The 14,029-nt window shown below is 58.1% G+C and carries 14 protein-coding genes; 4 read left to right on the plus strand and 10 right to left on the minus strand.

Going from position 1 to position 14,029, the window contains the following annotated elements:
- Positions 1-4 precede the first annotated feature (4 nt).
- Together fabA and fabB are read left to right on the plus strand one after the other, a co-directional pair.
- On the plus strand, positions 5-520 hold the full coding sequence (gene fabA / locus CLV83_RS14330) for a 3-hydroxyacyl-[acyl-carrier-protein] dehydratase FabA (RefSeq protein ID WP_132293684.1): 516 nt from the start codon (positions 5-7) through the stop codon (positions 518-520).
- A 108-nt stretch (positions 521-628) separates the two neighbouring features.
- Positions 629-1,846, plus strand: a complete 1,218-nt coding sequence (fabB, locus tag CLV83_RS14335) for a beta-ketoacyl-ACP synthase I (RefSeq protein ID WP_132293687.1) — start codon at positions 629-631, stop codon at positions 1,844-1,846.
- Positions 1,847-1,931: 85 nt separating this feature from the next.
- On the opposite strand, the gene CLV83_RS14340 is transcribed toward fabB, so the two are convergent.
- The 7 genes from CLV83_RS14340 to moaA form a co-directional block, all read right to left on the minus strand.
- The gene (locus CLV83_RS14340; RefSeq protein WP_132293690.1) at positions 1,932-2,669 is read right to left on the minus strand and encodes a lysophospholipid acyltransferase family protein; all 738 of its coding nucleotides are present in this window, start codon (positions 2,667-2,669) and stop codon (positions 1,932-1,934) included.
- Between the two features lie 6 nt (positions 2,670-2,675).
- Positions 2,676-2,927: a molybdopterin converting factor subunit 1 gene (gene moaD, locus CLV83_RS14345; protein ID WP_132293693.1), complete on the minus strand. Its 252-nt coding sequence runs from the start codon at positions 2,925-2,927 to the stop codon at positions 2,676-2,678.
- On the minus strand, positions 2,927-3,409 hold the full coding sequence (moaC, locus tag CLV83_RS14350) for a cyclic pyranopterin monophosphate synthase MoaC (RefSeq protein ID WP_132293696.1): 483 nt from the start codon (positions 3,407-3,409) through the stop codon (positions 2,927-2,929). The genes moaD and moaC overlap by 1 nt, the downstream gene beginning before the upstream one ends.
- Complete coding sequence (locus CLV83_RS14355; protein WP_132293699.1) at positions 3,406-4,527, minus strand: 1-acyl-sn-glycerol-3-phosphate acyltransferase; 1,122 nt, start codon at positions 4,525-4,527, stop codon at positions 3,406-3,408. The genes moaC and CLV83_RS14355 overlap by 4 nt, the downstream gene beginning before the upstream one ends.
- 84 nt (positions 4,528-4,611) lie before the next feature.
- Positions 4,612-5,826 carry a molybdopterin molybdotransferase MoeA gene (locus CLV83_RS14360; RefSeq protein ID WP_207894905.1) on the minus strand — a complete coding sequence of 405 codons (1,215 nt, stop codon included), beginning with the start codon at positions 5,824-5,826 and terminating at the stop codon, positions 4,612-4,614.
- Complete coding sequence (moaB, locus tag CLV83_RS14365) at positions 5,823-6,365, minus strand: molybdenum cofactor biosynthesis protein B (RefSeq protein ID WP_132293702.1); 543 nt, start codon at positions 6,363-6,365, stop codon at positions 5,823-5,825. The genes CLV83_RS14360 and moaB overlap by 4 nt, the downstream gene beginning before the upstream one ends.
- Before the next feature lie 41 nt (positions 6,366-6,406).
- A complete protein-coding gene (gene moaA, locus CLV83_RS14370) occupies positions 6,407-7,405 on the minus strand; it encodes a GTP 3',8-cyclase MoaA (RefSeq protein WP_132293705.1) in 999 nt (332 codons plus the stop codon).
- 92 nt (positions 7,406-7,497) lie between these two features.
- Here moaA and CLV83_RS14375 point away from each other — a divergent pair, with 92 nt between their 5' ends.
- Positions 7,498-7,887, plus strand: coding sequence for a SirB2 family protein (locus tag CLV83_RS14375; protein WP_132293708.1), 390 nt, complete (start codon positions 7,498-7,500; stop codon positions 7,885-7,887).
- Here CLV83_RS14375 and rfbD read toward each other — a convergent pair.
- From rfbD to ssb, 3 genes are all read right to left on the minus strand, one after another.
- A complete protein-coding gene (gene rfbD / locus CLV83_RS14380) occupies positions 7,825-8,799 on the minus strand; it encodes a dTDP-4-dehydrorhamnose reductase (protein ID WP_243642404.1) in 975 nt (324 codons plus the stop codon). The two genes, CLV83_RS14375 and rfbD, sit on opposite strands and share 63 nt — an antisense overlap.
- Before the next feature lie 183 nt (positions 8,800-8,982).
- Positions 8,983-10,179: an MFS transporter gene (locus CLV83_RS14385; RefSeq protein ID WP_132294385.1), complete on the minus strand. Its 1,197-nt coding sequence runs from the start codon at positions 10,177-10,179 to the stop codon at positions 8,983-8,985.
- A gap of 255 nt (positions 10,180-10,434) precedes the next feature.
- Positions 10,435-10,947, minus strand: coding sequence for a single-stranded DNA-binding protein (gene ssb / locus CLV83_RS14390; protein ID WP_132293726.1), 513 nt, complete (start codon positions 10,945-10,947; stop codon positions 10,435-10,437).
- 162 nt (positions 10,948-11,109) lie between these two features.
- Here ssb and uvrA point away from each other — a divergent pair, with 162 nt between their 5' ends.
- Positions 11,110-13,929: an excinuclease ABC subunit UvrA gene (gene uvrA / locus CLV83_RS14395; protein ID WP_132293729.1), complete on the plus strand. Its 2,820-nt coding sequence runs from the start codon at positions 11,110-11,112 to the stop codon at positions 13,927-13,929.
- Positions 13,930-14,029 lie beyond the last annotated feature (100 nt).

Below are 14,029 nucleotides of genomic sequence, written 5' to 3' on the forward strand. Positions count from 1 at the left end.
TCTCATGACAAGACCTTCTTCCTTTGAACGCGAAGACCTGCTCAAGTGCGGTCACGGCGAGATGTTTGGCCCGGGCAACGCCCAGCTGCCAGTCGACAACATGCTGATGATGGACCGCATCACTCGGATCAGTGCCGAGGGCGGTGAATACGGCAAGGGTGAGATCATTGCCGAACTGGATATCCGGCCTGATCTCTGGTTCTTCGACTGCCATTTCCCGGGTGACCCGGTGATGCCGGGCTGTCTCGGACTTGATGCCATGTGGCAGCTGGTAGGATTTTTCCTCGGCTGGCGTGGCAACGAAGGCCGCGGTCGCGCGCTGGGCTCCGGTGAAGTCAAATTCACCGGCCAGGTACTGCCGACCGCCAGCAAAGTGACCTACCACATCAACCTGAAGCGCGTTATCGAACGCAAGCTGGTGATGGGGATTGCTGATGGCTCCCTGTCCGTGGATGGCAGAGAGATCTACACTGCAAAGGATCTGAGAGTGGGTCTGTTCAAGAGCACTGACAGCTTCTAAACCACTTACGCGCAGGACGCCGAGCCCGGCGAATGAATGCTTTAATGCAACCGGGCGGCGCACTGCAGGTCCAACTAACAGAACTCGACAAATTTAGAGAGGCCACACATGCGACGTGTCGTAGTGACCGGTATGGGGATCGTATCCTGCCTTGGTAACGACAAGGAAAGCGTTCTGGAATCCCTGAAACAGGGCCGTTCAGGCATCAGTTTCCAGCCGGAATATGCTGAACTCGGTTTCCGCAGCCATGTAGCCGGTAGCGTAGATATCGATCTCGACGCACTGATCGACCGCAAACTGCGCCGCTTTATGGGCAAGGCTGCAGCCTACGCCTACATTGCGATGGATCAGGCGGTTAAAGACTCCGGTCTGAGCGAAGATCAGGTTTCCAACGTACGTACCGGCCTGATCGCCGGTTCCGGTGGTGCATCCTCCGCGGATATCGTCGAATCTGCCGACGTACTGCGCGACAAAGGCGTTCGCCGTGTCGGCCCCTATCGCGTAACCCGTACCATGGGCTCCACCGTTTCTGCCTGCCTCGCCACTCCGTTCAAGATCAAGGGCGTGAACTACTCCATCACCTCTGCCTGCGCCACCAGCGCGCACTGCATCGGTAACGCGATGGAACAGATCCAGCTGGGCAAACAGGATGTGATTTTTGCCGGTGGCGGTGAAGAGCTGCACTGGTCACTGACCTGCATGTTCGACGCCATGGGCGCCCTGTCCAGCAAGTACAACGATATGCCGGAGAAAGCCTCCCGCGCTTACGACGCCAACCGTGACGGCTTCGTCATCGCTGGCGGTGCCGGCATGCTGGTACTGGAAGAACTGGAACACGCCAAGGCCCGCGGCGCCAAGATCTATGGCGAGCTGGTCGGCTATGGAGCTACCTCTGACGGCTACGACATGGTCGCTCCGTCTGGCGAAGGCGCGGTGCGCTGCATGCAGCAGGCGATGTCCACCGTCGAGGGCAGCATCGACTACATCAACTCCCACGGCACCTCCACTCCGGCGGGTGACATCCAGGAGCTGAAGGCGATGAAAACTACCTTCGGTGAGGATATGCCTGCGGTCAGCTCCACCAAGTCTCTAACCGGTCACTCTCTGGGCGCCACCGGCGTGCAGGAAGCGATCTACTGCCTGCTGATGCAGCAGAACGACTTTATCTGTGCATCTGCCAACATCGAAGAGCTGGACCCGGAAGCGGAAGGCCTGCCGGTCGTTACCGAGCGTCAGGACGGTGTGAATCTGGAGCGTGTGATGTCCAACAGCTTCGGCTTCGGCGGCACCAACTCCACACTGGTATTCCAGAAGTACAACGGCTGAGTCATTCAGTGACTGATAAAAAAAACCGCCCATCGGGGCGGTTTTTTTGTGTCTGAAGAAAACACTACAGGTGACTGGACTGCATTCAAATAGCGCCGATCTCACGCATCTGCTGCTCCATCCATTCGACAGCATCCTTCTGCACTTCATCGACACTGCGATCTGCAACCTCAACCGGCTTACCGACCCGCACCTGCACCGTGCCCGGATATTTGATAAATGACTTGCCCGGCCAGAAAACGCCGGCATTGTGAACCAGTGGGACAACGGGAACGCCCGCCTTGCAGGCGAGCATGGATCCGCCCTTGTTCATGCGGCCAAGCTCACCCACGGGCAGACGTGTACCCTGGGGGAAAATCAGCACGGGGATCCCTTGCTGCAGACGATCCACACCCTGCTCCAGCAGCTGTTTTAACGCACCTCGGCGCTGGGAGCGATCCAGGGCGATCGGCTTCAACAGTGCCAGCGCCCAGCCAAAGAACGGGATTTTCAACAGTTCACGCTTGAGCACCACCACCTGGGGCCGTACCAGCAGCTGCAGATAGAGTGTTTCCCACTCGCTCTGGTGGTTGGCAACCACCACAAAGGCCTGGTCTTTGGGTAGGTTTTCACGGCCCTGCACTTCAACCCTGACACCGCAGCTGATACGCAGCCAGGCGATATAGAAATAGTTGATGCTGCTCAGCACCGAGAAACGAGCCCGGAACGGTAGCAGAGGGCCGACGATCAGGCAGAAGATGGCGTAGAGAATAGTGACCGGGTACATCAGCAGATAGTAAAGCCCGGAGCGAATGACAGGTACGAACGTGGAGCGGTTAGCCATGCAGGATCAGCCCCCTGTCACCGGTGGGAAGAACGCGACTTCGTCGTTCTGGGTAATCACCGCATCCTGGGGGCTCATCTCCTGATTCACGGCACACAGCAGACGGGGGTTGCCGAGTACGCTTTCCCAAGGCTCGCCACGCTCACTTCTGAGCCAGGCGATCAGATCCGCCAGGGTACCCACACCAGCAGGAAGCTCCAGCTGCTCCTCATCGGTACCGAGTTGTTCGCGCACGCTGGCGAAATAGACCAGTTTCATCAATCCTCTCCCAACTGCCAGTGGCCGCTTTTACCGCCTTTCTTTTCCACCAGGTGGATCGCATCGATTGTCATGCCGCGATCAACCGCCTTGCACATGTCATAGATGGTGAGCCCCGCTACCGATGCGGCGGTCAGCGCTTCCATCTCTACCCCGGTCTGGCCGCTGACCTTGCAGCGCGCCTCGATATCGACGCAGGACTCCGCTTCGTTAGGCGTCAGCTCGACCTTGATGCCGGTGAGCATCAGCGGGTGACAGAGCGGAATCAGCTCATGGGTGCGTTTGGCGGCCTGAATTCCGGCGATACGCGCCACGGTCAGCACGTCACCCTTTTTGTGGCCGCCTTCGATAATCAGCTTCAGGGTTTCCGGTTGCATCCGCACCCGACCGCGAACCACCGCCTCACGGAAGGTCGTATCCTTGTCGGTCACATCGACCATGGATGCCCGGCCATCGGCATCGAGATGGGTCAGTTTGCTCACACCTTGCCCTCCGCCCGACGGCGATTGAACACCGGGTTGGCGTACATCTGCTTCATGATCTCCCGCTCCGGCCCCTCTTCCACCTGGGCCAGATGGGCATCGAACTTGGCCTGCTCAGCCGGCTCCACCTCTTCACCGGCAGCCGCCAGGTTGGACGGATGCAGGTGGTAGTTGGTGTAGATCTGGCGATCGATCTCCAGCGCCAGCTCTTCCGGGGTGTCGAACTGACCACGGATAGGCTCGCCAAAAGCCACATGGACATGCCCCTTGTTACCGGTGATTCCCTTGACGATGCTGTCGATATCCTCGAACTCCTGCTTTTCATAAGCGCCGGAGGTCGCCTTGGCGGCCAGCTCGCGCGCCTTGCTGGCATCGCAGGGGTCGAACTCGTAGGAGATCGATACCGGCACGATATTGAGCCGCTCCACCGCCTCGGAGAAACTGCGCTGCTTGCGCTGGGACATGTAGAACATCTTCAGCAGGGCAGGATCGGTACGGTCGTTACCGTCCTTGGCCCGCCCTTCTCGCTGGGCGATCCAGATCGAATGGCCGTTCTGGATGCTGTGGTCTATATAGCTGGAGAGCTGGGTCAGCGCCGTCATCATTTCACGTCCACGGGCGGAACGGTTAACGATAAAGCTCTTGTTCAGGCGCATCAGGTCGGAGATGTACGGTTTGCGCAGCAGGTTGTCGCCGATGGCGATCCTCACCGTGCTCATACCGTACTGGTAGCGCACCCAGTTCACAAAAGCAGGGTCCATGGCGATATCACGATGGTTGGAGACGAAGAGATAAGCCTCCTCTTCATCAAACTGTTCGATACCGGAACAGGTCATCCGTGTGGTGGTACGCGAGATCATCTTGGCCATGTAATCGGCCACCAGCTTCTGGAAGTCGTGCACATCGGCCACATCGCCGATACGTGCTGCCAGCGCTATGCGGACAATAGGGCGCAGCACCCAGCCCATCCACTCGGACAGGCGGGGAAATTGGTAGTGGGTGATGGCGCGAACGAACTCATCGTTATAAATCAGGCTGGTCAGCACCTCGCCGACCTCATCGTCACGGTAGGGACGAATCGCCTGATAGGGATCGTTCACCAGATCTGTTTCACTCATGCGCCAGCGGTAACCTCGAACTTCGCGTCAAAAGGGCGCACATTTTAGCCAACAATTGCCCGGTTTTCATGTGCTGGCGACAATTCAGCGCAATAAGGATGAAAACGGGTAGTAGCGCAGTGGCTGCCCCTGCTCCACCGTTTCCCCGGCAGGTATCAGCGCCAGGCCGTTGGTATAGAGAAGCGATGACAGCATTCCGGAACTCTGGTTTGCATAAGGCGTAACAATTCCCTGCGGATCACACTCTACCCTGAGGTACTCATCACGGCTCTGCGTACGGGTGCGACTGAACCCGGCCTTCACCGGCAGCGCCAGCGGTACTCGGGGCCTCTCTCCTCGCGCCTTACGCAGACAGGGCAGTGCCAGCAGCGCAAAGGTGATCAACGCCGAGCCCGGGTTTCCCGGCAGGGCGCAAAGTTGCGTATTGCCGATGCGACCCGCGGCAAAGGGTTTACCCGGCTTGATATTCACCTTCCACAGCTCCAGCTGCCCCAGGCTCTCTATCGCCGCCTTGACGTGATCCTCTTCACCCACCGAGACACCGCCGGTGGTGATGATAAAGTCCGCTTCATCGGCCGCACGGGTCAACGCCGCTTCGGTGGCCGAACGGGTATCGGCTACAGCCCCCGGATCCACGCACTCCATGCCCAGTTCGGCGATCAGGCCTTTCAGCAGATAGAGGTTGGAGTTATAGATCTGCCCCGGCGCCAGCGGCTGCCCAGGCTGCACCAACTCGCTACCTGTGGATAAAATCGCTACCCGCAGGGGCCTGTACACAGACACCTCGGCTAATCCCACCGACGCCAGCACTCCCAGTGCCACCGGGCTTAATGCGGCTCCCGCCGGCAATACTTCGCTGCCAAGCTGGATATCCTGCCCCGCCAGGCGGATATTCTGGCCGGGCTGAACCTCGCGCGTAAAACGTACCTGGTCGTCTTCCACCTCGGTCTGTTCCTGCATCACCACGGCATCGGCACCGGCGGGAATCTCCGCGCCGGTAAAAATCCGCGCAGCAGTACCCGGCTGCAACGCATCCGGCGCCTTGCCTGCTGCGATACGCTGACTGACCCTCAGCGTATCGGCCTGTTCCAGGTCCGCTGCACGGACGGCATAACCGTCCATGGCGCTGTTATCCGCAGGCGGAACATTCACCTGTGCCATTACCGGCTCAGCCAACACTCGCCCTACCGCATCGGCCAGGGCACAGGTTTCCACATCGACGATGCAGCGGGTGCGTTCCAGCAGCTCCTCGATCGCCTGTTCCAGCGGCATCAACCCCGGCTTCATAGCATCCGTCATGCAAGCGCCCTGCGCTGATCACGGGCACGGATCAGGGTATCGACAAAGTTACAGGGGCGATGACGGCTGTCGAGCTGTTCGCTGATCACCTTGTCCCAACCGGTGCGGCAGGCACCGGTGGAACCGGGCAGACAGAAGATCAATGTGCCATTGGCCAGTCCCGCCAACGCACGGGACTGCACGGTGGAGCTGCCAATCTCCTCCCAGGAGATATGGCGGAACAGCTCACCAAAGCCTTCCACCTCTTTATCAAGTAGCGGCGCGATCGCTTCCGGCGTCGAGTCACGGTGGGAAAAACCGGTACCGCCGGTCAACACCACCACCTGGATCTCGGGGTCTGCAATCCACTGGGAGACTTTCGCCCTCAGACGATAGACATCGTCAGCAATCAGGGCGCGGTCGGCCAAGCGATGGCCGGCCCCGGTTACCCGCTCAGCCAGCAGATCGCCGGAGGTATCGTTTTCAGCTGTGCGCGTATCGGATACGGTAAGCACCGCGATATCGAGGGGGATAAACGCTTTTTCGGCGCCGTGTGACATGGACTCTCCTGTTTGTCGCTCTTGGCTGAATCAGTCGGCTGTCAGCCACCGGTCATATTCATGAACCGCAGAATCTGCGGCTCTTCATCAAGATTGAATTCGTGCTTCTCCGGCTTGATATCCATCGCCCGGCGCAAGGCCGCTTCGAGCTGATCCGCATCGCCGGGATAGCTGCGCACGATCTCGCGCAGATCCAGGGAGTGCTCGTTACCGAGGCACAGCAGCAGCATCCCCTCGACGGTGAGACGGACACGGTTACAGTCGCCACAGAAGTTATGGCTGTGCGGCGAGATAAAGCCGATGCGGGAAGCAGAATCGGCCATGCGGAAGTAACGCGACGGACCGCCGGTATTCTCTGTACTATCGAGCAGTGAATAGCGGCTGCCGATCAGTTCACGCAGCTCGTCGCTGGAGCAGTAAGACTCGGCACGGCCATGCTCGCTGATCTGGCCCAGCGGCATCTCTTCGATAAAGGTGATATCCAGGCCGCCGCGACGGGCGAAGTCGACCAGGTCGAGCACCTCATCGTCGTTACGTCCTTTCAGCACCACCGCGTTGAGCTTGATACGTTTGAAACCGGCGCTTTTGGCCGCTTCGATACCGCTGAGCACCTTGTCGAGCTTGCCGGTACGGGTCAGCTCCGAGAAGCGGTCGGCACGCAGCGAGTCGAGGCTGATATTGATGCGCTGCATCCCCGCCTTGACCAGATCCTGAGCCATATTTGGCAACTGGGAACCGTTGGTGGTCATCACCAGCTCGATGGGCAGCTGTCCGAGGCGCTCAATCAGGCTCAGAACATCACGCCGCACCAGCGGCTCGCCACCAGTAAGACGGATCTTGTTGACGCCAAGACGCACGAACGCTGCACCGATATCGTAAAGCTCCTCCAGGGAGAGCACTTCCGAACGGGGCAGAAACTTCATGTCTTCCGACATGCAGTAAACGCAGCGGAAATCACAGCGGTCTGTGACCGACATCCGCAGGTAGGTTACCTGGCGCCCGAAACGATCAATCAACGGAGCAGGACCTTTAGCACTCATAGAAACACCTATTACTTCCGGTTTTCCAATTGACTCGCCATACCCTTTCAAGCAAGGTTCTGGACGAATTAACTACGCAAGATATCCCAGCAATGGCCACTCTCTACATCGCACTGAAACATTTCCATCTCACGACGGTCGCCCTGACCATCCTGCTGTTCCTGTTCCGTTCGGCGCTGATGCTCTGGTATTCCAAGGGCCTTAACTGGCGCTGGGTGCGTGTGGTCCCTCATGTCATCGATACCCTGCTGCTGTTAAGCGGCATCGGGCTGATGTTCCTGATCCAGCAGTACCCGTTGGTCAACGGCTGGCTGACCGCTAAAGTGGCAGGCCTGCTGCTCTATATTCTGTTTGGTACGGTGGCGCTCAAGCGTGGACGTACACGTAAAATCCGCTATGTCGCCCTGCTCGGCGCCCTGTTAAGCCTCGGCTACCTGGTCAGCGTCGCCCGCACCCACTCCGCGACTCTGGGCCTGTTCTAACCGGCCGGACTCGTAGAGTTCGCGCACCAGGCGCTGCAATTCGCTGCGCCAGGGGCGCTGACGTATACCAAAGGTATTTAAAAGCTTAGAACATTTGAGTACAGACGAGGCGGGACGTTCCGCAGCCTCGTCTGGCAGATCCTTCGACGACACCGGCACCAGCTCACTGACCTTCAACTGCTCATACTGCCTCGCAGCCGCGAGAATCGCTTCACTGAAACCGTAGCGCGTTGTTATCTCGGCGCCACAGTAATGATAGGTACCCCAGGCTTCAGCGCCGTTGACCAGCTGCTGGAGTATGGCCATCAACACCCTCGCCACATCATCTGCCGAGGTTGGGCAGCCGCGACGATCATCGGCAGCCACCATGCGCGTTTCACTGCGCGCCTGCTGCAGAGTTTTGAGCAGGAAGTTGCTCCCGCTGTCGCTGAACAACCAACTGACACGGAGAATGATATGGCGTGGCAACTGCTGCCTGATCTGCTCCTCGCCCTGCCATTTGCTGTCGCCGTATATCCCCAGTGGGGCGGCATCATCCGCCTCGGTATATCCACTGGCGTAATGGCCATCAAAGACGTAATCGGAAGAGAGATGCAGCAGCGGAATCGACATGTCACCGCAGATCTCCGCCAGTAGGGCGGGCCCTTTCTGGTTCGCCTCATACGCCCATTGCGGATTCCGCTCGGCGGGATCAACCCGGTTAAAGCCGGCGCAGTTAACCACATAGTCAGGCAGCTCAGCGGCCAGCGCCTCGCTAACCTTTTCACGGCGGGTAATATCCATCTGCCGCCTGGAGAGGGCCGTCACGCTGAAATGAGGATCATTGCGGGTAAGACGCACCAACGCCTGACCGATCTGCCCCTCGGCTCCCGTAATCAGGATCCGGGTCGGTTCCATGTAAAACTGAGACACGCTCTGCAAAACGTTTGCTCTCTCCTGAAAACCATACAACCTGAAAAGACGGTACAAGACCAGCTACGCTGCCGGCACCGAATTTCATACTACTAGAAAGCATCGATTCGATCATCGAATTTACCGCCGCATAAACAGCTGCTATCGGCTCGGTATTGCACAACAATAGCAGACAGCATGAAACTAATGCTGCCCCTGTTTCAGCGCTCCGTTGCGGCAGTAAAACCATAGACCCAACGCACAGAGTGTAAGCAGAATCTCCCCCATGGAGATCGCTAGCCAGCCACCCAGAGACCAGAGCAAGCCGGCCAGAGCTGAACCGATTGCGCCGCCGGCAAAGTTACTGACGATAAAGGCGGTGTTCAAACGGCTTCGGGATGCACTATCCACCGCCATCAGCCGGGACTGATTCAGTACATTCATCCCCTGAATCGCCACATCCAGCAGAATAACGGCGACCAAAATCAGCAGTATCGATTCCGAACCTAAATCGGCGACGATTAGCGCCACCAGCAACAGCAGCAGGAAAATACCGGTCGCCGGTACCGACAACCCTTTGTCATGCAGACTGCCACAGCGTCGTGCTGCCACGGCGCCGGTCAGACCCGCCAGGCCCACAAGCCCGATCTGACTCGCACTGTAATTAAAAGGCTCACTGCTGAGCAGAAACGTCAGCCCGGTCCAAAACAGCGTAAATACGGCAAACATCATGGCTCCGAGCCCCAGTGTCACCTGCACCGCGGGATACTTTGCCACAATAGAAAACACCGATTTCAGCAGGCTCAGATACCGCACCGGCTCCCGGCGCTCTACTTTCGGCAGGGCTTTACTCATGATCAACGCCAATATCAGGGTCAGTAGCGCTGCCGCAATATAGATAGCCCGCCAGCCAAGCAGGTCCGCCATCAGGCCACTGATAGTGCGGGAAGCCAAAATACCGATCAGAATTCCCGAAACGATAATACCAATCAAGCGCCCCCGATCTCTGTTATCGGCCAGATCCCCTGCCAGGGGGATTAGCAGTTGCCCTGATACGGTGGTAAACCCAACCAGCATCAACGCCGATAGCAGCATCGAAAAACTCGGTGCGAACGCACTCAGCGTGAGAGCAGCCGCAGAACACAGCATGACCAGTGGTATAAATCGGCGTCTGTCGATCACATCCCCCAGGGGGACAAGCAAAAAGATCCCCAGTGCATAGCCAATCTGAGTAGCCGTCACCAGGAGCCCGGCAGAACCTGCAGACACGGTAAAGGCTTCACCTATGTAATCGAGCAGGGGCTGTGCCCAATAGAGGTTCCCCACCGCCGCTCCTGACGCCAGGGCAAAGAGCAAAGCGAGGCGGCTTGAAATACGACTTTCCGAGTCAGCACCTTCCATCTGTGACAAGACCACCTCCCGGTGAACAGGACAAAGAGACAGAATGTAGCAGGCCAGGTTTTAGAGATGAATAAACGTGAACTGATCCGACCTATTAGTCGAATTCATAAATAGGGTGGAACGTGAAACAGCGAGTTAAATCGGGCAGAACAAACTGGCGGGGCAGCGCCGATCGGGCTGCTCCGCCAGTGATACGGCAGGATCTTGCTTCGGTGCGAGCACCGCGGAAGATCACCACCTGACTCTGAACACGTCTTAAAAGGGGATGTCGTCGTCGAACGAATCCATATCCGGTGCAGACGGCTGCTGGGGCTGCTGCTGAGGTGCCGGAGCCGGACGCTGCTGCTGACGCGGCTGACCTTGCGGCTGCCCCTGGGGCTGACCATAGCCCATGGGATCTGGCTGTGAGTAACCACCACCAGCGTCACCACCACGGCTATCGAGCATCTGCATTTCGCTGGCAACGATCTCAGTGGTATAGCGATCCTGACCGTCCTGGCCCTGCCATTTGCGGGTACGCAGAGAGCCTTCAACATAGACTTTGGAGCCTTTGCGCAGGTATTCACCGGCGATTTCAGCCAGACGGTTGAAGAATACGACCCGGTGCCATTCCGTGCGTTCCTGCTGCTGACCGGACTGACGGTCCTTCCAGGACTCGCTGGTCGCCAGGGTTACGTTAGTCACCGCGTTGCCTGAGGGCATGTAGCGTACTTCAGGGTCGCCCCCCAGATTACCGACCAGAATTACTTTGTTGATGCCACGCGCCATCTCTATCTCCAATTTTGCGGTATTTGTTCTCAACTCATGTCCGTCGGAAACTCCGTTTCCCGAACAGAACGCGCAATGCGCAGAATAACACAGCCAGGCGGTTTAAGGCGCCCTCTCTGAACGCCTATAATAGCGGTTTTGCTCAATCTGGCCGGAGCGCTCATGGACAAAATTCTGGTACGCGGGGCTCGCACCCACAACCTGAAGAACATCGATCTGGATATCCCCCGCGACAAACTGATCGTCATCACCGGTTTGTCTGGATCTGGCAAGTCCTCGCTGGCTTTCGATACGCTTTATGCGGAAGGACAGCGCCGTTACGTTGAATCACTTTCGACCTACGCCCGGCAGTTCCTGTCGATGATGGAAAAGCCCGATGTAGACCATATCGAAGGGCTCTCACCCGCTATCTCCATTGAGCAGAAATCCACCTCGCACAATCCGCGCTCCACCGTGGGTACCATTACCGAGATCTACGACTACCTGCGACTCCTGTTCGCCCGCGCCGGTGAACCACGCTGCCCAGACCACGATCTACCGCTGTCGGCACAGACGATCAGCCAGATGGTCGACCAGGTACTGAGCCTGCCCGAGGGAAGCAAGCTGATGCTGCTGGCTCCCGTCGTCCAGGGTCGCAAGGGGGAGCACCTGCACACCCTCGCCGATCTCAGAGCCCAGGGATTTGTTCGCGCCCGTATTAACGGCATCGTCGTCGATCTCGATGAAGCACCCAGCCTGGATAAGAACAAGAAACACAACATCGAAGTGGTCGTTGATCGCTTCAAAGTACGTGATGACCTGCAGACACGCCTCGCCGAGTCATTCGAGACCGCCCTGAATCTGACTGACGGTATGGCCACTGTCGCCTGGATGGATGAGGATCAGGAGGAACTGGTGTTCTCCTCCCGGTTCGCCTGCCCCAAATGTGGTCACAGCATCCACGAACTGGAACCCCGCATGTTCTCGTTCAACAACCCCCACGGCGCCTGCCCAAGCTGTGACGGTCTGGGTGTTCGCCAGTACTTTGATCCTGCCAAAGTGGTACACGACGCCAGCCTGACGCTTTCAGAAGGCGCTATTCGTGGCTGGGACCGCCGTTCGCTCTATTACTACCAGCAGCTCAAGGCCGTGGCCAAGCACTTCAGCTTCGATATGGATACCCCGTTCGGCGAGCTGGACACCAAGCACCGCAAGATCATTCTTGAGGGTAGCGGCAAGGTAGAGGTGCCGTTTGAGTACGTGAATGATCGCGGCACTGTGGTCACCAAATCTCACGCGTTCGAGGGCGTTCTCAACAACCTGGAGCGCCGCTACCGGGAGACCGAATCTGAGATGGTGCGGGAGGATCTGGCCAAATTCCTCAACATGCAGCCCTGCCCGAGCTGCCACGGCACCCGCCTGCGCCGGGATGCTCGCCACGTCTACATCGATGAACGTACTTTGCCCGACCTGGTACACCTGCCCATCGGGTCCGCCTCGGACTACTTCGAGAGTCTGAAACTCACCGGTAAGCAGGGTGAGATCGCGGAGAAGATCCTCAAGGAGATCCGCGAGAGACTCTCTTTCCTGGTGAATGTGGGCCTGGATTACCTGTCACTGGAGCGCAGCGCAGAGACCCTGTCTGGCGGCGAGGCTCAGCGCATCCGCCTGGCAAGCCAAATCGGGGCAGGCCTGGTTGGCGTCATGTATATACTTGATGAGCCTTCCATCGGCCTGCATCAGCGTGACAACGAGCGACTCCTCGGTACGCTCGAACATCTTCGCGATCTCGGCAATACCGTTATCGTCGTCGAACACGATGAAGATGCCATCCGAATGGCGGACTGGGTGATCGATATAGGTCCGGGCGCGGGTGTACACGGTGGCCGGGTGATCGCCGATGGCGAACCCAAGGAGATCATGGCGTGTGAAGATTCCATGACCGGGCAGTACCTCAGCGGCACCCGCCGCATTGAAGTACCGAAAGAGCGCAACCCAGTGGATGCAGCACGTATGCTGCGCCTGGAAGGTGCCAGCGGTAACAACTTGAAAGATGTGACCCTGGAACTGCCGGTCGGTCTGTTCACCTGTATCACCGGCGTATCTGGCTCAGGCAAGTCTACCCTGATCAATAATACGCTGTTCCCGGTGGCTGCTACCGAACTCAACAAAGCTACTACTCTCGAACATGCGCCGTACAAAAAAATTGAGGGACTGGATCATTTCGACAAGGTGATCGATATAGACCAGAGCCCCATCGGTCGTACACCGCGCTCTAACCCGGCGACCTACACTGGCATCTTCACCCAGGTACGCGAGCTCTTTGCCGGCACCCAGGAAGCGCGTTCCCGCGGCTACAAGCCGGGTCGTTTCAGTTTCAACGTGAAAGGCGGTCGCTGCGAGGCCTGCCAGGGCGATGGCGTAATAAAGGTAGAGATGCACTTCCTGCCGGATATCTACGTCCCCTGCGACGTGTGCAAGGGAAAACGCTACAACCGTGAAACCCTGGATGTTAAGTACAAAGGTAAGAACATCAACGAAGTCCTCGAATTGACCGTCGAGGACGCGCGCGAGTTCTTCGACGCGATACCCGCGCTGGCACGCAGACTACAGACGCTGATCGATGTGGGTCTGAGTTACATCCGCCTGGGTCAGGCGGCTACGACACTGTCCGGTGGTGAAGCACAACGTGTGAAACTGGCGCGAGAGCTCTCCAAGCGGGATACAGGAAAAACACTCTATATCCTTGATGAACCGACTACCGGCCTGCATTTCTACGATATCGCCCAGCTACTTAGCGTGCTTGACCGCCTGCGTGACCACGGCAATACAATCGTGGTTATCGAACACAACCTCGATGTGATCAAAACCGCCGACTGGCTGATCGACCTTGGTCCCGAGGGTGGCAGCGGCGGTGGTGAGATCATCGCCACCGGCACGCCGGAAGAAGTGGCACAGAACCCAAGATCGCATACCGGGCGATTCCTAAAACCTATGCTGTGACGCTAATCGAGGCCGGTTCAGCGCATACCCGCTGCCCGGCCCTTTCTATCGACCGATAAACTAACACTTAATTTCAGACACAAAAAAACCCGATCCGTGA

This window comes from Marinobacterium mangrovicola, assembly GCF_004339595.1.
In the GTDB taxonomy this organism is placed as follows: domain Bacteria; phylum Pseudomonadota; class Gammaproteobacteria; order Pseudomonadales; family Balneatricaceae; genus Marinobacterium_D; species Marinobacterium_D mangrovicola.